The organism is Patescibacteria group bacterium, from assembly GCA_041665345.1.
Classification (GTDB): domain Bacteria; phylum Patescibacteriota; class Patescibacteriia; order PEXW01; family PEXW01; genus JBAYJA01.
In genome coordinates this window covers 69906-90015 of sequence record JBAYJA010000002.1, presented here as the reverse complement: position 1 = coordinate 90015, position 20110 = coordinate 69906, and the positions used below count along the sequence as shown (strand labels likewise).

19 protein-coding genes and 1 tRNA gene are annotated in these 20110 nt (G+C 52.7%); 4 read left to right on the top strand and 16 right to left on the bottom strand.

Features of this window, described 5'->3' with window-relative positions; translation table 11 throughout:
* The first annotated feature begins 21 nt into the window (after positions 1 to 21).
* Positions 22 to 1920, top strand: coding sequence for an FG-GAP-like repeat-containing protein (locus WCV85_04155; GenBank protein MFA6474046.1), 1899 nt, complete (start codon positions 22 to 24; stop codon positions 1918 to 1920).
* Positions 1921 to 2043: 123 nt separating this feature from the next.
* Positions 2044 to 2667: a hypothetical protein gene (locus WCV85_04150; GenBank protein ID MFA6474045.1), complete on the top strand. Its 624-nt coding sequence runs from the start codon at positions 2044 to 2046 to the stop codon at positions 2665 to 2667.
* Here WCV85_04150 and WCV85_04145 read toward each other — a convergent pair whose 3' ends face one another.
* Positions 2668 to 3381 (bottom strand): hypothetical protein, encoded by a 714-nt coding sequence (locus WCV85_04145; GenBank protein MFA6474044.1) that lies wholly within the window; start codon positions 3379 to 3381, stop codon positions 2668 to 2670.
* Between the two features lie 782 nt (positions 3382 to 4163).
* Here WCV85_04145 and WCV85_04140 point away from each other — a divergent pair.
* The gene (locus WCV85_04140) at positions 4164 to 4367 is read left to right on the top strand and encodes a hypothetical protein (protein MFA6474043.1); all 204 of its coding nucleotides are present in this window, start codon (positions 4164 to 4166) and stop codon (positions 4365 to 4367) included.
* 128 nt (positions 4368 to 4495) lie between these two features.
* Here the strand turns inward: WCV85_04140 and WCV85_04135 are convergent, their stop codons facing one another.
* The 13 genes from WCV85_04135 to asnS all read right to left on the bottom strand — a co-directional run bounded on the left by WCV85_04135 (position 4496) and on the right by asnS (position 15446).
* Complete coding sequence (locus WCV85_04135; protein ID MFA6474042.1) at positions 4496 to 5593, bottom strand: hypothetical protein; 1098 nt, start codon at positions 5591 to 5593, stop codon at positions 4496 to 4498.
* A 569-nt stretch (positions 5594 to 6162) separates the two neighbouring features.
* Positions 6163 to 6237: transfer RNA gene (locus tag WCV85_04130), tRNA-Glu, on the bottom strand.
* A 155-nt stretch (positions 6238 to 6392) separates the two neighbouring features.
* Positions 6393 to 7385 (bottom strand): type I glyceraldehyde-3-phosphate dehydrogenase, encoded by a 993-nt coding sequence (gap, locus tag WCV85_04125; protein MFA6474041.1) that lies wholly within the window; start codon positions 7383 to 7385, stop codon positions 6393 to 6395.
* Between the two features lie 38 nt (positions 7386 to 7423).
* On the bottom strand, positions 7424 to 8302 hold the full coding sequence (locus tag WCV85_04120) for a class II fructose-bisphosphate aldolase (protein MFA6474040.1): 879 nt from the start codon (positions 8300 to 8302) through the stop codon (positions 7424 to 7426).
* Between the two features lies 1 nt (position 8303).
* Positions 8304 to 9062: a triose-phosphate isomerase gene (gene tpiA, locus WCV85_04115; protein ID MFA6474039.1), complete on the bottom strand. Its 759-nt coding sequence runs from the start codon at positions 9060 to 9062 to the stop codon at positions 8304 to 8306.
* Positions 9063 to 9112: 50 nt separating this feature from the next.
* Complete coding sequence (locus tag WCV85_04110; GenBank protein MFA6474038.1) at positions 9113 to 10120, bottom strand: serine hydrolase; 1008 nt, start codon at positions 10118 to 10120, stop codon at positions 9113 to 9115.
* A 4-nt stretch (positions 10121 to 10124) separates the two neighbouring features.
* Entirely contained in the window at positions 10125 to 10712 is a 588-nt protein-coding gene (gene scpB, locus WCV85_04105) for an SMC-Scp complex subunit ScpB (protein ID MFA6474037.1), read from the bottom strand.
* Complete coding sequence (locus WCV85_04100) at positions 10699 to 11418, bottom strand: ScpA family protein (protein ID MFA6474036.1); 720 nt, start codon at positions 11416 to 11418, stop codon at positions 10699 to 10701. Before WCV85_04100 ends, scpB begins: the two co-directional genes overlap by 14 nt.
* Before the next feature lie 3 nt (positions 11419 to 11421).
* Positions 11422 to 11886, bottom strand: a complete 465-nt coding sequence (locus WCV85_04095; protein MFA6474035.1) for a hypothetical protein — start codon at positions 11884 to 11886, stop codon at positions 11422 to 11424.
* Positions 11887 to 11888: 2 nt separating this feature from the next.
* On the bottom strand, positions 11889 to 12446 hold the full coding sequence (locus WCV85_04090; GenBank protein ID MFA6474034.1) for a YbaK/EbsC family protein: 558 nt from the start codon (positions 12444 to 12446) through the stop codon (positions 11889 to 11891).
* Between the two features lie 5 nt (positions 12447 to 12451).
* Positions 12452 to 12754, bottom strand: coding sequence for a hypothetical protein (locus WCV85_04085; GenBank protein ID MFA6474033.1), 303 nt, complete (start codon positions 12752 to 12754; stop codon positions 12452 to 12454).
* Between the two features lie 5 nt (positions 12755 to 12759).
* Complete coding sequence (aspS, locus tag WCV85_04080; GenBank protein ID MFA6474032.1) at positions 12760 to 14151, bottom strand: aspartate--tRNA ligase; 1392 nt, start codon at positions 14149 to 14151, stop codon at positions 12760 to 12762.
* 2 nt (positions 14152 to 14153) lie between these two features.
* Positions 14154 to 15446, bottom strand: a complete 1293-nt coding sequence (gene asnS / locus WCV85_04075) for an asparagine--tRNA ligase (GenBank protein ID MFA6474031.1) — start codon at positions 15444 to 15446, stop codon at positions 14154 to 14156.
* Between the two features lie 133 nt (positions 15447 to 15579).
* On the opposite strand from asnS, the gene WCV85_04070 reads away from it, so the two are divergent.
* A complete protein-coding gene (locus WCV85_04070) occupies positions 15580 to 15966 on the top strand; it encodes a hypothetical protein (protein MFA6474030.1) in 387 nt (128 codons plus the stop codon).
* Positions 15967 to 16267: 301 nt separating this feature from the next.
* On the opposite strand, the gene WCV85_04065 is transcribed toward WCV85_04070, so the two are convergent.
* Both WCV85_04065 and WCV85_04060 read right to left on the bottom strand, forming a co-directional pair.
* Positions 16268 to 18967: a cation-transporting P-type ATPase gene (locus WCV85_04065; protein ID MFA6474029.1), complete on the bottom strand. Its 2700-nt coding sequence runs from the start codon at positions 18965 to 18967 to the stop codon at positions 16268 to 16270.
* Positions 18968 to 19012: 45 nt separating this feature from the next.
* Positions 19013 to 20056 carry a hypothetical protein gene (locus tag WCV85_04060; protein MFA6474028.1) on the bottom strand — a complete coding sequence of 348 codons (1044 nt, stop codon included), beginning with the start codon at positions 20054 to 20056 and terminating at the stop codon, positions 19013 to 19015.
* Positions 20057 to 20110 lie beyond the last annotated feature (54 nt).

Genomic DNA, 20110 nt, shown 5'->3' with positions numbered 1-20110 from the left:
AATAAGCTACTCTCTAGACATATGCAAGATACTGAAACACTCACCAAGCAAAAAACCTACATTCGACCGGTTATTGCTATTGCAGCAGTTATTACTTTCTCAGCGCTTGCAGGATTTATTGTTCTTGGCCAAGTGCAGAATTTCACTGGAAATCAAACCAGTGGCGATGGGACAACAGTCCAAGCCGCGGCCAGCGACCCCACCACCATGGTCGACCTCACCTGGACCGCCCCGGGCGATGACGGAACCACAGGCCAAGCGACATCCTATGACATTCGTTATGCGACATCCACTATCACCGCCGGCAACTGGGGGGTAGCAACCAGTATCAGCAACCCGCCTGCCCCACAAACAGCGGGTACAGCCCAGTCCATGACCGTCAGCGGCTTACAGCCGAATACCTTGTACTACTTTGCATTGAAGACAACTGACGAAGCAGGAAACCAATCAATTCTGTCAAATATCGCAAGCAAGCAAACCACAGCCGTCTCTGTCCCCCCGTGCGTGGAAAACTGGAGCTGCTCGGCCTGGAGCACCTGTTCCGCTGGTTCCCAAAGCCGTACCTGCACAGATGCGGCCAGTTGCCCAAACCCCAGCAGCCAGCCGCCCCTGACCCAGTCTTGCACCGTCCCAACGACCAATACGAACTCCTCGGTGAACACGAACACCTCCACGGGTGGTGGTGGCACGACGAGTGATGACGTTGCCCCCAACACCGTGCTCACTGCAGTACCTGCGGCCAGCGGGTTGATCACTCCTCTTTTCCGCTTCACCTGGAGTGGGATTGATGACGTCACAGCTGCCAGCCAGCTGAGCTTTGCCTACAAGCTGGATTCTGGCAACTGGTCTGCCTGGACCACAAAGCAAGAAGTGACGCTCAGCAAACTCCACAATGGGACGCATACCTTCAGCGTCCGCAGCCGAGATGCCGTAGGGAATATTGACGCCAGTCCAGCGACGACGACGTTCACCGTGAAACTACGAACATTTACTGCTGTTGGCGTGGAAGCTGGTGCAGCCGCACGTATTCGGGTCATGGAAGGGAAAACTGTGAAAAAGGACTTCTTCCCATACGAAAAGACTTTTCAGGGTGGGGTGAGCGTTTCGGTGGCTGACTTAGGAGGTGACGGCTATAGCGAACTTGTGGTTGGCTCTGGTTCCGGACGAGTGAGTGAAGTCCGGCTTTTCCGAACAGATGGTTCTCGCATTAATACTTTCCTCCCCTTTGGAAACGCATACCGTGACGGCATTAACGTCGCCACAGCGGATGTGGATGGGAATGGGACGCAGGAAATTATTGTGTCGCAAAAAACCCGCCGGGGCATTGTCCGCATCTTCGGCTACCGAAATGGCAAGTACACGCAAGTGGCACGGGAGTTTGATACAAAATTCCCCGGCGTTTCGGTGGCGGGTGGAGATGTAACGAATGATGGCAAGGAAGATGTAGTGGTCATGCCGGCGACAACCGCCGCTCCAGCCCTTGCGGTGTTTAGTCTCAGTGGAAATAGCATGGTTCGTTCTGCCTTGCTCACCACTCCATACAATCCCCGCTTACGTGCTAGTTACGACATAGCCCTGGGTGATGTGAACAACGACGGTATCACAGAAATTGTCACCGTTCCCCGTGCAAGCGCCTCTGCGGAAGTTCGCTACTTCGTGTACCGGAGCGGTCGGCTGGTTGGTTTACCAGGCACCTTCACCGCACATGGGGCAGCTCTCCGGGTTGGCGCCCGTATTTCTACGGTTGATATTAACGCGGACGGAAAGGACGATGTGGGGCTTAGCCTGGGGTCCCGCTCACAACCCACCATCAACTACTACACGTTGACCAATGGGAAAGCTATTCGCCTTCCCGCAAACTCGTTGCATATGTTTTCCACCCGGGATCGGATTATCATTAATCACGCAAGCGGGGTCTAGAAGCAGCACAAGCGAGTACACTCCCCTTGGCACCAGCCAGGGGGATTTTCGTTCACCTTGACGTGCCTAAATATATCTCCTAGAATCAAGGGAAATTGCTTTTTTGAAAATGAAAGGATATGTATGAGCAAGCTTTCAACAGCTTCGGCATTGGACAAAATCTATGCAGCGTACGTTGACGAACTTACTGCATTCCCCGACATTCTGAAGGCTCCACCTTTCCAGATGGAAATTGCCCCCATGAATCCTGAAAGCTTATTCTCCTACCCAGCTGCGTACGAAAGTCTCCGCGAACTATCCAAACAGGCTGGATATGCATACGCCGTACCAAAACGAGGGCAGCTGACAACTTTTGGCAAGGAACTAGCAAATCTTCTACTTACCAACATGCAGGAAAATAACATTGAGCAAGAAGAAATTTGCCAATTCATTGCTGACGATTGCTTTGCGGGATTTGTGGTTCTGTACTTACTAGGTGAAGCGAGGGTCCAAGCAAAAGACTTCCCAACAACTGCAGCCACGCTCATTGATGAAGCTTTCCAACTCAGCACTTTTGTGGCTACCATCGAACGATTAGGCCGAGCGTATCACGTTTACCGTGTGCAGATGGGAGATGCTGTCGTTGAAGAGTCAACAGAACCCCTGACCACAATTCCCTGTCCCAATGCACGAGATTTGAAAAGCCACCTCAGCCAGCCACTCTCTGCGCTATTTAAAACAATAAAAGTCAACCAACCCCCCAAGTAACTACTTGGGGGTCTTTTCTTGCGTACTTAGCTGCTGTTGGGGTGGAACCACAGCCGCCACTGTGTTCTTCTTCCGAAAGAACTGACTAACGATCATTGACCCCCGGAAGAGCAGGATGCCAACTGCGAATATTGAGAGTACGAGTCTGGGAGGGGGTAACCGGCCGGCTGGGTTTTCGGCCCAGGCTGTCCACACATCCCATTCCACAACGACTGCGCGAACCACCAACATAGCATACGCAAGGTACCCAAGCCGCAGCAACTTCCGCCAACGCGGTGGTCCCAGCCACTGCATTGCTCTAGTACGGGAAATGAGCGCCATGAATGTGAGAATGAGCATCGCGCCCAAACCCAGTAGCACATCTGCGGTTAAGAGATTGTGAAACAAACCAAAGAAGTACTTATCTGGGTCGACGAAGAAAAGGGAGAGTGTGTATGCCAAGGCAAACCAAAAACCCACCAAGCCCAGGTACTTTCGGTAGGCGACTTTGGTGTCGAGAAAATTGAAGTAGTACGCAAAACCACTGAGGGCAAAGGAAAAGCCAATGAGCAATCCCCCGGTAGCCGCCAGAGCTTTACTCAGGCTCATTGCAGAAAAAGTATGATCTGCACCGTACACGTACAGTAGCGCAATGGCGTACAAGCAGAAGCCAAGCAACCAGGCAGTTCGCCAGAATTTCCGGGTGAGAAGATTGGTGTACATTGCGTGTTCCATACCCAGGTAGTATACCAGGTGGGATGGTGAGATGAGGAAGAAGGTTTAGAGGCCTGTTTGGAAAAAAGGTTTGGATAAAAAAAGCGGCCACAGGTGGTGTCCGTGAGAGGGGGGCAGAAAACTCACAGACAAACTACACCTGGGCCGCAAATATTGAACAGAAATGACTTTTTTTATCTTGGACTTACACCTTAGCACATTAAAAAACCTTGTCAAGGGTTGAGAGGCGGGGGTGTGGGATAGGTAGTAGGGAGGGAACGGAATACGCTATCGCTGCCAGTATCGGCAGAAGGTAGAGGTTTCGGGATTCGGATTTATTTCCCCTCCTTTTCCTACCCTCACTGACTAGCGGGGCAAGGAGGGACTAGGGGTGGTTCTTATTTTTCCCTTCCATCTCCATCTTCGCCTTCAATCCATCCAGCGTCCATACCCAAAGCTTTCTCCCTCTCTGTCATTCTGAGTCTTACGACCTGTCCGCCGACCTTCGTCGGCCGAAGCCGACTTCGGTCGGCATAGGCCGAAGTTTCTGAACGTAGGCGGGAGAATCTCCGAAGTAGGTACATAGCCTGGGGATCCTCCCGCCTGCATCGCCTCTGCGATTTCGGCGGGCAGGTCATCTGATTCAAGATGACAGAAAAAAGACCTCTACAGCTTTACAGCTTCCCCTTGACTTTCTCCCCAAAAGGCCTATACTTTGAGGCTACCAAAAACCGCCCTTTGCCAACACCAATACAGCGCACCAGTCCCTGGTGCAACCTCTTTTCCGTAACCGTCAAACACATATGTTGACGATTCCAACGGGCTTAGAGGCGGCGCTCTCGGGCGCGTTCCTGCTCCTCCTCAATTTATGGAGGCCCAGGCGACGTGGTCGGTTTCGCCGCGGCGATCCTCTGGCGGTCATTGGGCTCCTCATCGAGCTAGTGATCATGGCTGGGGGCGTCACCCTCGTGCTGTATGGTGTTGGTGGTATGGAAAACATCCACTAGCTCATTCGCACTCTCGCGCTCCGGCACGAGGGTTTTCTTATCTTTGCATTATTTGATAATGCAAAGATAACTCTGAGCGACCCCGAGCTTGCCGAGGGGGAGTCGAAGGGTAAAGAGGTAATTACTTTTTACGCCGCGGCTCGATGCTCAGGAATTGATTGCACCGCGCTTTGCCATTGGGCATCCAGTTCTTCTGGAGTAAACATGTCTTGCAGCAAATGCCGGAATATTTTTTCCTTTGTGGCTGTATCCCAAAAACTATCCGGCCCACCAGGCGGCGAACCAGCTTCTTGCCATGCATTGTATGCAGACCGAAAATCATCTGGGGAAATTTGGACCAGCACAATATCATCCAAGTGCTCCCGCTGCAGCGCCCAGGGCTTTACCCGTTCCAGCGCAGCTCGTTTCTTTTCGGCGGTTTCGTTTCGCTCATCAGTAGTGAACTGAATGCCTTCATCATCTTTCCCTTTCGTCGCAACCCGCACCCCGCGCCATTTTCGCTTCCGGTGTACCAAGAAATCAATTTTCTCTTCCACGTCTTGGTGCAAGTCTGCTCGTGCAATGGTGAATTCCAGGTCTGGCACGTCATAGCTGAGTTTTTCCAGAAACGTTCGCACCATTTTTTCAGCAATGACTCCAATGCGGCGATCATGCCCGCCTTCTCGGTCTTTCGCAATATCCTTGTAGCCTTCCTGGGCATACGCATTCACCCGTCCGCTATCTTGGCTGACGAGCAGAATCTGTTCATCAAGGGCGTCCTGTACCTGCTTGCGCGCTTTTTCCAATGCAAAACGCTTCTGCACCTGCCTGGGCATACTTTTCCTGTCCAAAGTATAGTCCACTCCCCACTCCTGGTCAGCCACCAAATCACCCAAAGTGACTGGGAAAGTACGCTCACCTTGCTGCGCCACAAAGTCTCCATTCTTCGTCTCCCGCACATTCCAGGCTTGTGGATTATCCTCCAACGAAGACTCAGGTGTATAACTTTGGTCATCAATTCCTCGCAGATCCGCATGGAGCTCCGCAAGTATTTCCTGCTTCTGCCGCTGCAGCTTCATCACCAGAGCCTGCGTCCCCAGGGAAGTTTGCTCATTTTCTGCAATGTCCTTTTCCAAATTCAGCAAGTCTTCGGCCAAGAGTTCCTGGTCAAATTTCCGGCTTATCCGGCGTTCCGTCTTGGCAACGGCATTGTACTCTTTCAAATCCTGTTCAAAATGTGGTCGCATATAGGATAAGCCTAGCACTAAGGGTAAAGCTGTCTAGATTGTAAAATTTGACTTAGCTAACCTCACGCTCTACAGTATGTACATGTCCCCCAAATGGGAATAAAGCCCAGATGGTGGTGCTTATTGCAGGCGGTGTGTATCTACAGGTATGCGCCGCTTTTCTTTATGCTATACTCAAATTGCAATCGTTATAAAATACACCTTACGACGTGGAGGAGTAATGCGCAAAAAACTCAGCACGGTGATACTGATGGCAGCCGCCATTGTCGCCGCTTTCGCAAGCATGGCTTACGCCTTGAGAATCGATCTCTAAGGCAGCTAGCTTTGTCAGTATAAGGTCTAGGAACTTCCTAGACCTTCTTTTTTTTGGTGACCCAAAACTTCATGCCTAGGTCAAGGGACCCAGGCTACCCACTTGGTTCAAAATTTTTCCAGGACCCCCATGAATGTGGCGCGGAAACCCGTCTGCGGGGTGAGCACGCGTTCATGGGGTTAAGCGAGGCTTCGCGCGACGGGCGGAGCGGATTCGGTAGCAACCGGAGACGCGTAGCTCTGAGCGCGAAACGAGCTGGTAGCGCCAAGGGGAATCGAACCCCTGTTACCAGGATGAGAACCTGGCGTCCTAGCCGCTAGACGATGGCGCCCTAAGTATAGGTCTGACTATTTTGCCCAGCGGATGTACTGTTTCACCGCTTCCGCCGCTTCGGCGGATCCGCCTCCCTCCGGGTCGGAGACTGGTGGAAGACGATGGCGCCGCAGTACTTGAGAGACTACCCAAAGTGAAGCGGAAACGCAAGTCTTATCCTAGCTTCGCCGCGAGTTCCACAAGGCGGCAAGAGTAGCCCCACTCGTTGTCGTACCAGGCCATCACGCGGACTAAGTTGCCGTTCACTTGAGTTGAGAGTCCATCAACAATCGCTGAGTGGGAATTGCCCACAATGTCCGATGACACCAGGGGCTCTTCACTGTACTCCAGAATGCCTTTGAGCTTGCCATTGGCAGCCTTTTTCAGGGCCGCATTAACGGCGGCAGCATCTTTGGGTACGCGCTTGGCCACGAACACAAAGTCAGTAATGGAACCGCAAGGGGTGGGCACGCGGAGGCTGATCCCCTGCATCCGATCTTTCAGGCTGGGCATTGCCTTTGCAGCGGCTTTGGTGGCACCGGTGGTGGTGGGAATGATATTCTGCGCTGCAGCCCTTGCCCGGCGCAAATCTTTGTGCGGCAAATCCAGGATGCGCTGGTCATTGGTGTACGAGTGAATGGTGTTCATCATCCCCCGATCAATCCCAAACGCTTGTTCCATCACCCAGGCCACAGGCGAAAGTGAGTTTGTGGTGCAGGACGCGTTACTGAGAATCGTGGGCTTCTTCTTCAGTACTTCTTCGTTCACCCCCAAAACGACCGTCGCATCGACATCGTCCGCCGGCGCCGAAATGATGACTTTCTTTGCCCCTGCTTTCAGGTGCATGGCAGCCTGCTCACGTTTGGTAAACCGGCCGGTACACTCCAGCACCACATCCACTTTCAAGCGCTTCCAGGGGAGCTTGGTGGGATCCTTCTCCGCCAGGACTTCCATTTTGTGCTTCCCAACCATGATGGTATTCCCTTGGACTTTCACTGGCGCGTCAAACTTGCCATGCACGGTGTCGCGCTGCAGCAAATGTGCATTCGTGGCAGCATCGGTAAGGTCATTTATAGCCACAAACTGCAGCTTGGGGTTTTTCCACCCCGCACGAACGGCGATACGACCAATGCGACCGAAACCGTTGATGGCAATGCGTACTGGCATAGTGAAGTGTTTAGAAGGAGGAGAAAAGGTGAAAAAAATTAACCGTTTGCTTTACCGGTGCTGCCTAAGGCGCGGAGCTTGGTACTGACCAACGCCTCCAAGGCGGCCATGGCTGGCCCAAAAATCAGCCGCGGGTCATACGCCTCATCATCCTTGGTCAGCGTTGCGCGGAGTGCATTGGCAAAAGCGAGTTTGAGTTCTGTGTTCATGTTCACAATCCGCACGCCATGGTCAGCCGCGCGGGTCAATTCCGCCTTCCCAAGCCCAGACGCACCGTGGAGCACCAAAGGAGTGTCGGGCAGCATGTCGTGGATGGCTTCCAACCGGGCTTGATCCAGCTCCTGGGTAGCGCCTTTCCGCATTTTCACTACCCCATGCATGTTCCCCACGGCTACGGCCAGGGTATCAACCCCGGTTTGGGCAACAAACGCTTTCGCTTCGTCCGGCTTGGTCATAAAAGGTTCACGCTGCGCCAGGGTCATTGCTTCTTCCAAACCTTTCACCACCCCCAACTCCCCTTGCGCCCAAGCTTCTTTGCGGTGTGCGTAGTCAACTGCCTGCTTGGTGAGAATCACATTTTCCTGGAACGGCACGTCAGACGCGTCAATCATGATGGAAGAAAAACCTGCGCTGATACACGCTGCCACGGAACGGAACGACTTGCCATGGTCTAAGTGTAAGGCAACCGGAATGGTGCCGGCTTCATCACGCGCAATGTGCTCCACAATGCTGGTAATCGCCCGGAGCCCGGCGTAGGCAATGGTCTTTTCTGACACCTGCAAAATGAGGGGGGACTTCTCCTTCACCGCTGCCCGAACAACACCCAGGGTTGTCTCCAAATTTTCCACGTTGAAGGCGCCAATGGCGTAGTTCCTGGCAATAGCATCATGCACAATTTCTTTCACGTGAGTAAGCATACTATTTCGTTGTCAGCTGGGTAATAATTTCGTACAAGGCTTTTGGGTCAAGGCTTGCACTCCCGACCAGGACGCCAACGAGGTGCTTCCCATCCACAAAGGATTTTGCATTGTCGGGTTTCACGCTGCCGCCATAAATAATTGGCACTGTATCGGCAGTGTCAGGCATTTCCTCTCGTAGGGTTTGGTGGATCAGCCGTGCCATTGCCCACGCTTGTTCCGGTTCGATTGGATGTCCGGTACCCACAGACCAAACAGGCTCGTACGCAATAGTAAACTTCTTTTGCGGGAACGCACTGAGGAGATCCACACCTTTGCGTACCTGCTCGCTCACCGTTACCTCATGAATCTGCTGCTGCCGCTGCGCAAATGTCTCCCCGACACACAGAATTGGTTCAATGCCATTCGCCACGGCCTGCTGCACCTTCCGGCTCACATCCTGGTCCGTTTCCCCAAAGTGTGCCCGCCGTTCTGAATGGCCACACAGCACGTAGGCACAGCCCAACGCGCGGAGCATTTCCATGGACACCTCACCGGTAAACTGCCCTCGCGCTTCCCAGTATGCGTTCTGCGCCCCCCAGCGCACGGGGGAACCGGCGCAGACCTGGGCCACCGTGCCAATCACCGGCGCGGCCGGGCAGAGCACCACGTTCGCGGCCTGGAGCGGCGCTGGATCCTGGGCTAAAAAATCCTGCACAAAAGCCTCCGCTTGCGGCGGTGTAACGTGCATTTTCCAATTGGCAACGACAAGCGGTCGCATGCAGCAATTGTAGCTCGGCTGCACGGTACTGGCAATGCAGCTTCTGGTTGCTACGTCGCGCTAAAACCCCACTGCAGCAAGGCGTCAGCGTCTGCAAAACGGGCAGCGGAATTTGGTTCACCCAGCAAGACCAAGACGAGTTTTCTGTCGTCTTTCTTGGCTTCAACCGCAAAGGTGTACCCAGCCTCAGGCAAGTACCCAGTTTTCGCCCCCACCACCGTGTACGTCCGGGTCGTCCGAACCAGCTCATCAGTGCTGCGGGCAGTGAAGGTCCGGCCCCCGGCGGTAGTGATGCGCGTCTGCGCTTGGGTGAAGAATGGCTTGAGCACTGGGTTCTGGAAGGCTTGGTGCGCCAGCAGAGCAATGTCCTTGGCCGAGGCAACGTTCGCCCGGTCTAAGCCCGTGGGGTCAGCCACGGTCAAGGTTGTAGTATGCGCGTCAGCCGCAGACTGCGCCATCTCTTGCGTAAAGTCAGCCACCGACCCCGTGCTTCGAACCAGCGCCAGCAGGGCATTATTCGCCGAAGCAATGATAGCGCTGGCAAGGAGATCTTTTGCCCGCACGCGCTCCCCTGGCTGGAGACTCACTTTACTTGCAACATCGCCGGGTTCACCGGCTTCGGCCACGGCTTGATCAATGTCACTGGGAATGGTGACGTAGGCATCAAGTTTTGGGTTGGTGTTGAGCCAGGTCACCGCACTCACCAACTTTGTGAGGCTGGCAATTGGCCGAGGTTGGAGTGCATTTTTCTCCCACAGCACGGTTGCAGAATCAACATCCAGTAAAATCCCGGAAACCGGGGTAACCACTGGCACAGGTGTCGTGGGCAAGGGGACGACTGGAAGCGAACGCGTGTACGTTGCCCCTGCAACTTTTCCCAGATGTGCTGCCAGCCGCGCATCAGGCAGGTAGACAAAAACGTAGGCCATGGCAATGACTGCCACAATGACCCCACTGACCAGCAAGAAGCCAAGGACGGCAAAGGCATTCCCAGGAAGCAAGCGACGACGCACGCTCCCAGCCGGATTGACTGGTGAGATGGGCACTGGATGCATCATAGGTTTACGCGGCTGGGACGGTTTCCGCTTGGGCGTTGCTGTCCGCTGCGGCGACCGCGCCCGTCCGCTCAAGGAATTCGTTGAGGGTGGCATGGGAATGGAGTTTTTCGTAGTCAGGAAGCTCTTCTACCGTAGCAAGCCCCAGGAAGCGAACAAAGTCATGGGTAACGGAGTAGACCGTGGTGGCTTGCGTTTTATCGTAACTCGCTTCCACCAAACCACGGATCAACAGGTTGCGGAGAATGAGCGTGCAATTCACCCCGCGAATTTGCTCCAGCTCAGTTTTGGTCACAGGCCCGCGGTACGCCACAATGGTCAGTGCTTCCAGGCTGGGCTTGGTAAGCTCGCCGGACACTTCATCTTTCACAAAGGTTTGCGCCAAGGCCCGATGGTCTGGGTGACTGACGAGCTGGAAGCTGTCCCCCGCCTGCTGGATGAGCAGACCGGTCTGCTTCTGTTCGTAGTCATGCATGAGCTCCGTCGCCGCTGCTTGCACGTCAGCTTTGGGTGCATCAACCAACTCAACAAGTTTTTTTACCGTGAGTGGTTTGCCAGCCAGGAAGAGGAGGGTTTCAATCTTATGCTTCAGCATTGGTGGGTGGGTCTAGGCGTTGAATGGCAATGTCATCGAAGAGTGCAGTCTGCTTCACCATGATCCCCCGCTGCTTCACCAGCTCCAAGAGGGCGAGGAAGGAAACGATCACGTCGGTTTTGGAGCCTGCTTGCTGCACAATCTGCTTGAAGGATACCAAAGCTTGGTCCAGAATCAAAACCCGGATATGCTCAATCTTCTCGGCAATGGACACTGTGCGCTCAATCACCGCCTTGGGCAGGCTGATGATTGGCTCCAATTCTTGCAGAACCGTGAGGAAAGTGACGTGCAATGCTGCACTCGTCAACGATGGCGGGGGTGAAAATTTCTGCTCAATCATCACCGCTGGTTTGCCCCGACCAAAGGTGAACCGCCGCTTGTGAATAATTTTGGCTACAGCCCGGGAGGCATCCAAGTACGCCTTGTACATCTTCAGCTGCCGTTCCAAATCTGTCGCCTCAGTTTCGTCCCCCACCTGCAGCTGCGGCAGCAGCACTCTGGACTTGATGAGTAAGAGCTTTGCCGCCACCACTAAAAAATCAGCGAGTTCTTCTGGCCCCACATTCGTTGCGCCTTCCAGGGTACGCAAGTACTGTTCCGTTACCTGCGCTAAAGCTACTTGGGTAATGTCCAGCTCCTCGGTCTCAATGAGTTGGAGGAGGAGGTCAAGTGGGCCTTCAAATTTTTCCACAGTAATGTTGCGCATGGTTTAACGAAGGAAGAACCACAAATTGAGAATGACGAGCGCGCTCCAGTTCCCAATGTTCACCCAGCGTCGCTGCCACCAATTCCAACCTTCAATATGCCAGTCTGACACGGGGTAGAGCAAGCGCGTTGCCCACAAGCCGCGGTGCGTAAAGACGTCCATGGCCAAGTGCAAGTAGTACGGAATGACCAGTGGGAGCCACACCGGAGCGACCACCCAAAGCACGAGCGATACAAGACTAATGGGGAGCAAGCTGTGCGTGAAGCGATACAGGATGATGTAAAAGTTCCCGGGGTGTTCAGCGAAGGACTGATCAATGATATCAGTAAAGTAGCGCTTCCCATACCGCACCACGCCGTAGAGCGCAGGGATCAAATCTGGCAAAATGCCAGTGAGCGCTGCCCAACCCACAAATTTCCGATTCCGAAGGATGGTCGCTCCCCAGGCGGCATGAGAAATTGCGTCCATGACTACCGCTTCTTCCGCTTGGCTAGTTTTGGCTTTCGCGTACCTTTGCGATGTGGTTTCTTCGGTGCCTTCTTCACGATCTGAAGTTTGATGGGAAACTTCTTTCCAATATCAGCCACGGTTGGCTCAACAGCTTTCAAATAGTCCTTTAACTTCATCCGGATACTATCTGTGAAACTGCCGGCGGAGAACAGCGCGTCCTTCACTTTCAAAAATGACTTGTCGGTAATGACATCCAACTTGTGAATGGCCCCAAACGGAACCATGGCCCCGGGTTTGGTCTTGAACTTGGCTTGCATGTCCTTTTCCTTGGCAATGCTCACGTCCTTCACTTTCAACACTTTTTTCAATTTCCCAAAATCCAGACGGTAGTGTGCGGGCATGACCACCAGAATGTACCGCTTGTCAGCTTTGACCAGCAGCGTCTTGGCAATCTGCTCCAACTTGAGCTTCATGGTCTGGGCTAAGTCGTACACGGTGAAAACGGTCTTGTGCGGCACCACGTCGTACTGCACTTTCTTGGCGCCCAGGAACTTGCTGATTTTTGCGGGGATGGACATAGGGTTTACTTTCGGCGAAAGGGAAATTGTTGTTGCTGGCCAAGTAGCCGTTTGGCAGTCTTTTTGCCGGCGGGGGTCAACCGCACGGCTTCCAAGAACCACCTCTGGGGTGTGCGACGACCCAGCCCCACCAGGTACCCATTGTCGATCAGCCGTTCAATAGACTTGGTTATGGCGTTCTCTCGATCATGCGCTGAGGGCGGCTTGGGTTGCTTAGAATAAAACTTTTGAAACGCTGCTCGCTTGGTCACCACTCCCCCAAGTGCTTCTCGGAGAATGAACCGCTGGAGGCGAGACAGGGCAGGCATAGACCTTACTCTTTCTTGATGGATGCGATGTGCACGTCTCTCAGTTGCTGCTCGGGCAGCTCAGTTGGCGCGCCCATCATGGGGTCGCGTGCGTCACCGGTCTTGGGGAAAGCAATGACTTCCCGGATGTTTGGCACACCGGCGAGAATCGCAACCAGCCGGTCAATGCCTGGGGCAATCCCCCCGTGCGGTGGCACACCGTAGCTAAAGGCCTTCAGCATGTGGCCAAACCGACGGGTAACGTCTTCGGGTGCCAGTTTGAGGATGTTAAAAATTTGCTGCTGCACCTCTGGTTTGTGATTCCGAATACTGCCACCTGCAACCTCAAACCCATTCAGCGCCAAGTCATACTGCTTGGCCGTGACTTTGGCTGGATCAGTGGCCAGCAACTCCAGGTCAGCGTCTTTGGGCGCGGTGAAGAGATGGTGCACCGGAACCAACTTCTTTTCCTCTTCCGAATATTCAAACAAGGGGAAGTCAGTAATGAAACAAAAGCCCAGCTCGTTTGGATCGTTCTTATCTTTCCGAATATCTGGCTTGTCCGAATTGTACTTGGCCATTGCTTCAACATATGGAATGCGCGGGAACGGCACCTGGGTGATGTGCTTTTCCGGTGTGACAGCTTTGACCAAGGCGATCATCATGTCTTCCACCAACTGCATGACTTCGTGTTCATCTACAAAGCTCATTTCCATATCCAGCTGGGTGAACTCTGGCTGCCGGTCGCCCCGCTGGTCTTCATCCCGGAAGCACCGCACAATCTGGAAGTAGCGTTCCACCCCAGCCACCATAAGCAGCTGCTTGAATTGCTGCGGGCTCTGCGGCAACACGTAAAACTTCCCGGCAAAATTCCTGGACGGCACAATGAACTCCCGCGCACCTTCGGGTGTGCCTTTGGTTAGGTACGGTGTTTCTACTTCGGTAAAACCTTGCTCCTGCAAGAAAGCTCGGAAGTGTGCATTCACTTTGGCGCGTAAGGCCAGATTCTGCCGCATACTCTGGCGGCGTAAATCCAAATACCGGTACTCCAACCGAAGCTCCTCATTCGTCTCCTGAGCTTTGGTTTCGTCGTTGATGGGAAAAGGTGGAGTTTGCGCCTCACTCAAGACGCTGAGCGACTTCGCATGAATTTCCACCAAGCCTGTGGGAAGATTTGGATTTGCACCTTTGCCTTTCCGTTCAACAACCGTGCCAGTTATTTCCACCACGTACTCTGGCCGAATTTGATTGGCTGGTTCGGTCAAATCATCAGCAAAAAGCACTTGCACCAAACCTGTGCGATCCCGCAAGTCAATGAACACCATTTTCCCCAAGCGCCGGTGGTTGTGTACCCAGCCTTGAAGTTTCACTTCCTGACCAACGAGTTGTGGGGTTTCTACAGCGAGCGTGCGTTCCATAGTTACGGTGTTAGACGATTAATCAATCTTGGGAAAGGGATGGACTCACGGACATGAGTGAGACCACACAGCCAGGTCACCGTGCGCTCCAGGCCAATGCCAAAGCCACTGTGCGGCACCGAACCGTAACGCCGCAAATCCAAGTACCACTCCAGATCCTTCTTGGGAAGCTTGTGCTCGGCAATCCGCTGCTCCAGCATCTGCAAATCATCAATGCGCTGCGAGCCACCAATTACTTCCCCATACCCTTCCGGGGCAAGGAGGTCGGCACATAAGGCAACTTTTGGATTCGTTGGGTCTGGCTTCATGTAGAAAGCTTTGATCTCCGAAGGGTAGTGTGTAATGAAAATTGGCTTGTCGTAGGCTTTGGTCAAGATGGTCTCGTCATCGTTACCCAAGTCTGTCCCCCATTTGATGTCAGAGCCAAGTTCTTTGAGTTTTGCCAGTGCTTGATCGTAGGTCATGCGTTCGAATGGCGATTGAATTTTTTCCAAGGCTGTGACATCTCGCTCCAAGAGTGCGAGCTCTGTCTTGCGCTCGGTAAGGACTGTTTGGACAACATGGACAATCATCCGCTCCTGCAGCTGCATGCTGGCTTCCAAGTCCATGTACGCTGCTTCCGCGTCCAGCATCCAGAATTCGGTCAGGTGCCGCCGGGTTTTGGACTTTTCCGCGCGAAAGGTGGGACCAAAATCGTAGACCTTGCCCAAAGCCATTGCCAAGGCTTCCAGGTAGAGCTGGCCAGACTGCGAGAGGTACGCCTGTTGGTCAAAGTACTCAGTTTCAAAAAGGGTCGTCGTCCCTTCGCAGGAGGTGGGCGTCAAAATGGGCGTGTCCGTGAGAATAAACCCTTCTTTGCGGAAAAAGTCCCGTAACGCCCAAATGACTGTGTCCCGCACGCGGAGAATCGCGGCCTGACGCGGGCTGCGGATCCACAGATGCCGGTTATCCAGCAAAAAGTCTGGACCATGCTCTTTCTTGCCAATGGGGTATTCTTCAGCTTTTTGGAGCAGCTCGACCTTGGTGGCCTGTAACTCAAAACCGCCGGGTGAACGGGGCTCAGCTTTCACCAGACCGGTGACAATGATCGAGGACTCAATGGTCACTGCTTTTGCGGACGCAAAAACTGCATCCCCCACGGCCTCGTGCGACACGACAACTTGCAGCAAGCCAGCTGAGCCGTCACGCAATTGGAGGAACGCAATCTTCCCGCTGGAGCGCACATTGGCGGCCCAGCCTTGGATAGAAACCTCTTTGCCGTCAAAACCAGCAATGTCAGCAATCCGAACATTCATGGCCTAAATATACTGATTTTTCAGGGCTTTGGCAAGTAATTTTCACGCTTGATTATCCGTCAGGTTAGTGTAGTTTGTATGAAGAGTTTGATACCTAATATAGTAAATCACTTAACAACCTGTAGGAGGAAAAATGCCTAGGATACAAATTTTGGCAGGTCCCGATCGACTGGCGTTTATGCATTCCCTGTTTACGGAAATCGATGCAGACCCATATCCCGGCTACTTACCCCCACCGCACAGCCGAGGAGGAGTCAAATCACCAACATTTCGAGGTGAAACTTTCTTAACGGAAAATGAAAAGGGTGAGAAGCGAGAACTCCTGCTAATCATCACTGATACAAAAAGGGTTAATCGAAGCGGAATGGCTCAAGAGTTTACCGCCTTCCTTTGGGCAGCCTGTGAAGACTTCCGGGATATGATCGCAGTCGAACATATGACCTGTTGGATCCAGTTTAAAGGGATGCTGGATTTTACAACGCAAAGTGGTTGGCTCGAGCGTGTAGAATCGCACGGGTAATTGCACCAAAAAATACGAACATATTCAGTTCACCGTCAATGGATGGTGAACTTTTTTTTGGCTGTAGACTCATTATCCCCCTTCCTCTGTCATTCTGAGTCTGACGAAGAATCTTGCGGACAGTCCTTAATGAAAAGCAAGATCCTTCACTCCGCTACGCTACGTTCAGGATGACAGAAAAAAGGAGCTTAGTGAGTCTTCTTGGTTCCGTGTTACAGCGGGATTGCCGCGTCGCTCGAGGACTCGTTCCTCGCAATGACAGATTGTTACAGAATTCCAAGATCTCTAAAACTCTACACCTCTATAGCTTTACGGCTTCCCCATCCCCCTTCCCCACAAAGGCTATCACTGGCACATCCCGCTTTCGGAACCAGACTTTACTCATCTCGGTAATTGCCACCACGATTACCGCAAAGGCCAAAATCAGTACCCAGTCACCCAGGCTGAGTGCCACCGTGCCAAACACTTTCTGTCCAAGGGGCAGGTATACAGCCAAAAGTTGCAGGCCCAGGCTAAACCCTAAAGCTACGAGTAGAGATGGGTTACGAAGTGGTGAGCTGGACGTGAGGGGGTGACGCAGCGTGCGGGCAGAAAACGCGCACAGCAACGTAGAAATACCCACCGCGGCAAAGGCCAGTGTTCGGCCGTAGGCAAGGTTACGACCATTGTCCCAACCCAGCCAGAACAGCGCCAGCGCACCCAGACCGATGACCAGGCTCATGACAATGGTCAGCCGGAGGGTGAAAGGGCCAACAATGGGTTGGTTGGGTTTAATAGGCTTCTCCTTCAAAATCCCAGCATCCTCAGTTTCCTGCGTTAGGGCAATGGTCGGCAGACCATCGGTCACCAAGTTGTTCCACAAAATTTGCGATGCCACCATGGGCAAAGGCCAACCAAGCAGAACTGCTGCACAGATGATGACAAACTCTGCAAAACTGCCAGAGAGAAGGTAGAGAACAATCCGCTTGATATTGCGGTAAATAACTCGTCCTTCAAACACTGCATTGCTAATCGTTCGCAAATTATTATCGAGCAAAACTAAATCCGCGGCCTCTTTGGCCACATCTGTCCCCGAACCCAAAGCCACGCCAATGTCGGCAGCTTTCAGCGCTGGGGCGTCATTCACCCCGTCGCCCGTCATGGCCACCACTTCTCCGCGTGCCTGCAATGCATCAATGATACGAAGTTTGTCCTTGGGACTCACCCGCGCAAAGACGCGAATATTCGCCACGCGTTCTTGTAACGTTTCGGCATCCAATGCTTCCAAATCCCGGCCGTCCATCACCTCGGCTTCCGTTGACGCAAGTTGCAAGCCTTTGGCAATCGCCAGCGCAGTAGCCCGGTTGTCACCGGTCAGCATGACCGTTCGAATGCCTGCTTCTGTGAGAATTCGAATGGTTTCTTTGGCGTCTGACCGAAGTGGGTCTTGAATACCAACCACACCAACCAGTGTAAGGTCGTGCAGCGCGTTTTCATCAGTTAGTTCTGTAATGCCTGCCACATCCTTCCTTTCACCAACAGCCAAAGCTCGAAGCCCTTGGGAACTCATGTCTCGCACTCGGGTTTCCCATTCACGTTTCCGTTCTGGAGTAAACGGAACCCGCTTCCCATCTTCGTCAATGAACTGCACATTTGCAAAGAGCACCTCGGGCGCGCCTTTCACCACCACGCTGGTGCCATCATTTTTCCGCTCCAGCAGCGCGGCCATGAACCGCCGGGAAGAATCAAACGGTACTTCACCCAAGCGGGTGTACTGCCGGCGTAGCTCCGGCAAGTTGAAACCGGATTCAGCTGCAGCGCGTACTAGTGCTCGTTCGGTGAGGTTGCCCCGAATGTCCCACTCTTCCAACGGCCGGTCTGGGTTCTCAATCGTGGCATCTGAGGCCAGGGCGGCGATCTTCAGCACAGTGAGCGCGGTTGGATCAGGTTCGCCTGGATCACGGTGCGGGTGCCCCACAGCACGGTCATGCGTCAATATTTGCACCACACGCATGTAGCCTTCGGTGACGGTTCCAGTCTTATCCGTCGCAATCACCGTTACAGAACCCAGCGCTTCGGCTGCCAGGAGTGACCGGGCCAAGGCGCGTTGCTTCAGCATGTGCGTCATGCCCAAGGCCAAGGCAATGGTAACCACCACGGCTAAACCTTCGGGAATGGAGGCCACGGCAATAGCCACTGCCGTGGTGAACATTATTTCGATGTCGTACAAACGGAATAAGCCCAGCAGGAACACCAGCGCCGCGACAACGAGAATAATTGCAGCAAGATTCCGGCTGAGCTTGACCAAGCGACGTTGCAGCGGGGTTTTCTCGGTCACCGTAGTATCTAAGAGCTGCGCGATCTTCCCCAGCTCCGTCCGCAAACCCGTCGTCGTCACTATTGCTAATCCCCGGCCGCGGGTAATCACCGTGCCCGCAAAAGCCATGTTCAACTGTTCTGGAATGGTCACGGCTTCTGGGAGCACCCCGGCCTGCTTCTCCACAGGGGCGGACTCACCAGTCAGCGCAGATTCATTTGCCTCAAATTCGTACACTTCCAGCAGCCGTGCATCAGCAGCAACCTTCTGCCCAGCATGGAGCACCAGCACATCACCTGGCACAACCTCGGATGAAGCAATGTCCCGCTCCCGCCCATCGCGCAGCACAGTGGAAGTGAAGGTTGCAACCTTTTGCAATGCAGCCAGCGCACGCTCCGCCCGGCGCTCTTGGAAAAAACCAACCAGCACATTCAAAAAAACTGCGGCCAGAATAACCACAGCGTCTAGGTTATCACCTAAGAAAAAACTCACCACCGTGGCAATGAGCATAATAATCACCAAGCTGCTCTCAAACTGCCGGAAGAACGTCCGCGCCGAAGAAGAAGCTTCGTTGGTTGGGAGCTTATTGGGTCCAAACTGCTGCAATCGGGCATCAACCTCAAGCTGGGTCAAACCCCGTTTAGAAGCATCAACCTGGTGAAAAACGTCATCTATCGGCACCGTTGCCGGTCGGAAATCTGGCATGGATACATTGTACCAGAAAAATGCAACAAACCTTATGTCTGCTAATTATTCCTCTGCAGATTCACCCTTTGGCTTTCCAACACGGCTAATTTCTTTAGACATCTTTTCAAAATTCGTTATGAATGACATTTCAACAGGAAAAGCTGGTGTGTTTTCAATCTTATTCTGAAGGATATAAGCCTCATACCGTTCCTTATAGCTAGTCATATCCTTTACAAATTGACTCATAAACTCTTGCGCATCACTGAAAACAGCTGATGTACCTGCCATGTTTGCTTGTTCTGCCAGCCAGGCAGGTATGTGCTCTGCACCTTCCGCTTGAAGTTTTCTACATGTTTCTGTAAAAGGGCTAAGGAGTGGATTTTTTTCATACTTCATTACTTTTTTTGGCTTGTGATTTTCCATGACATTTTCGATTTTCTTATTCATACCATCAGAATAGTTAAAATAATAATCAAAGAGACAGAACGCCTCGTATAAATTCTTTGCATTAAAAGGTTCAAATTCCACATGCTGCTCAAGGAGACTTTTATTAAATCTCCCATATGAGTCAAGCAACGCACGTGAATCTTTGCCAATATAATGAGCAATTCTTACAATTGTTGTTTCAATTTTCTCAAGAACCTCAGCTTCAAGACCTTCAACTTTAGCATACAGCGGAGGGAAATCTTCTTCTGGATTTCTTTCCTTTCTTTGCTCGCTTTCCAACCGGTTAAAATAGTGATAATTTCTCACCGCCTCATGCCATTGCTCGGACCCTTCTTGAAGATACAGTATTTCTCTATCCTTATTTAGCGCTAACCGGGCATTTTCCACGTGTTGTGCAGAGATTTTATACAGCTCCGCGAAGGTCAAACCTATACTCTTCAATAAATCGTCACGCAGCTTTTCATTTGTTCCGCCAAGAAGATAAAAATTTCCGCGCTCCCAATCCTTACTCCCCGTAACTAAGGCAGTAGCCTCTTCTGCGCTTCGAACAATGCGCTGCTCACCTTTACGGTTAACAAGCGTTGGAAATTTTTCTCCTTCAGCTTGCTCCTCATCAGGAGCATTAAACTGTTCACGATTCTCACCTGAGCCTTCAATCATAGTGAAATCTGTTTAAGATAAGGAAAGGTAGAGTCACTATTTACAAATAATCCA

Excerpts from the sequence above, each read along its gene's own strand:
- WCV85_04155 (MFA6474046.1), top strand. The coding sequence starts at position 22 with ATGCAAGATACTGAAACACTCACCAAGCAAAAAACCTACATTCGACCG.
- WCV85_04150 (MFA6474045.1), top strand. The coding sequence starts at position 2,044 with ATGAGCAAGCTTTCAACAGCTTCGGCATTGGACAAAATCTATGCAGCG.
- WCV85_04145 (MFA6474044.1), bottom strand. The coding sequence starts at position 3,381 with ATGGAACACGCAATGTACACCAATCTTCTCACCCGGAAATTCTGGCGA.
- WCV85_04140 (MFA6474043.1), top strand. The coding sequence starts at position 4,164 with ATGTTGACGATTCCAACGGGCTTAGAGGCGGCGCTCTCGGGCGCGTTC.
- WCV85_04135 (MFA6474042.1), bottom strand. The coding sequence starts at position 5,593 with ATGCGACCACATTTTGAACAGGATTTGAAAGAGTACAATGCCGTTGCC.
- gap (MFA6474041.1), bottom strand. The coding sequence starts at position 7,385 with ATGCCAGTACGCATTGCCATCAACGGTTTCGGTCGCATTGGTCGTATC.
- WCV85_04120 (MFA6474040.1), bottom strand. The coding sequence starts at position 8,302 with ATGCTTACTCACGTGAAAGAAATTGTGCATGATGCTATTGCCAGGAAC.
- tpiA (MFA6474039.1), bottom strand. The coding sequence starts at position 9,062 with ATGCGACCGCTTGTCGTTGCCAATTGGAAAATGCACGTTACACCGCCG.
- WCV85_04110 (MFA6474038.1), bottom strand. The coding sequence starts at position 10,120 with ATGATGCATCCAGTGCCCATCTCACCAGTCAATCCGGCTGGGAGCGTG.
- scpB (MFA6474037.1), bottom strand. The coding sequence starts at position 10,712 with ATGCTGAAGCATAAGATTGAAACCCTCCTCTTCCTGGCTGGCAAACCA.
- WCV85_04100 (MFA6474036.1), bottom strand. The coding sequence starts at position 11,418 with ATGCGCAACATTACTGTGGAAAAATTTGAAGGCCCACTTGACCTCCTC.
- WCV85_04095 (MFA6474035.1), bottom strand. The coding sequence starts at position 11,886 with ATGGACGCAATTTCTCATGCCGCCTGGGGAGCGACCATCCTTCGGAAT.
- WCV85_04090 (MFA6474034.1), bottom strand. The coding sequence starts at position 12,446 with ATGTCCATCCCCGCAAAAATCAGCAAGTTCCTGGGCGCCAAGAAAGTG.
- WCV85_04085 (MFA6474033.1), bottom strand. The coding sequence starts at position 12,754 with ATGCCTGCCCTGTCTCGCCTCCAGCGGTTCATTCTCCGAGAAGCACTT.
- aspS (MFA6474032.1), bottom strand. The coding sequence starts at position 14,151 with ATGGAACGCACGCTCGCTGTAGAAACCCCACAACTCGTTGGTCAGGAA.
- asnS (MFA6474031.1), bottom strand. The coding sequence starts at position 15,446 with ATGAATGTTCGGATTGCTGACATTGCTGGTTTTGACGGCAAAGAGGTT.
- WCV85_04070 (MFA6474030.1), top strand. The coding sequence starts at position 15,580 with ATGCCTAGGATACAAATTTTGGCAGGTCCCGATCGACTGGCGTTTATG.
- WCV85_04065 (MFA6474029.1), bottom strand. The coding sequence starts at position 18,967 with ATGCCAGATTTCCGACCGGCAACGGTGCCGATAGATGACGTTTTTCAC.
- WCV85_04060 (MFA6474028.1), bottom strand. The coding sequence starts at position 20,056 with ATGATTGAAGGCTCAGGTGAGAATCGTGAACAGTTTAATGCTCCTGAT.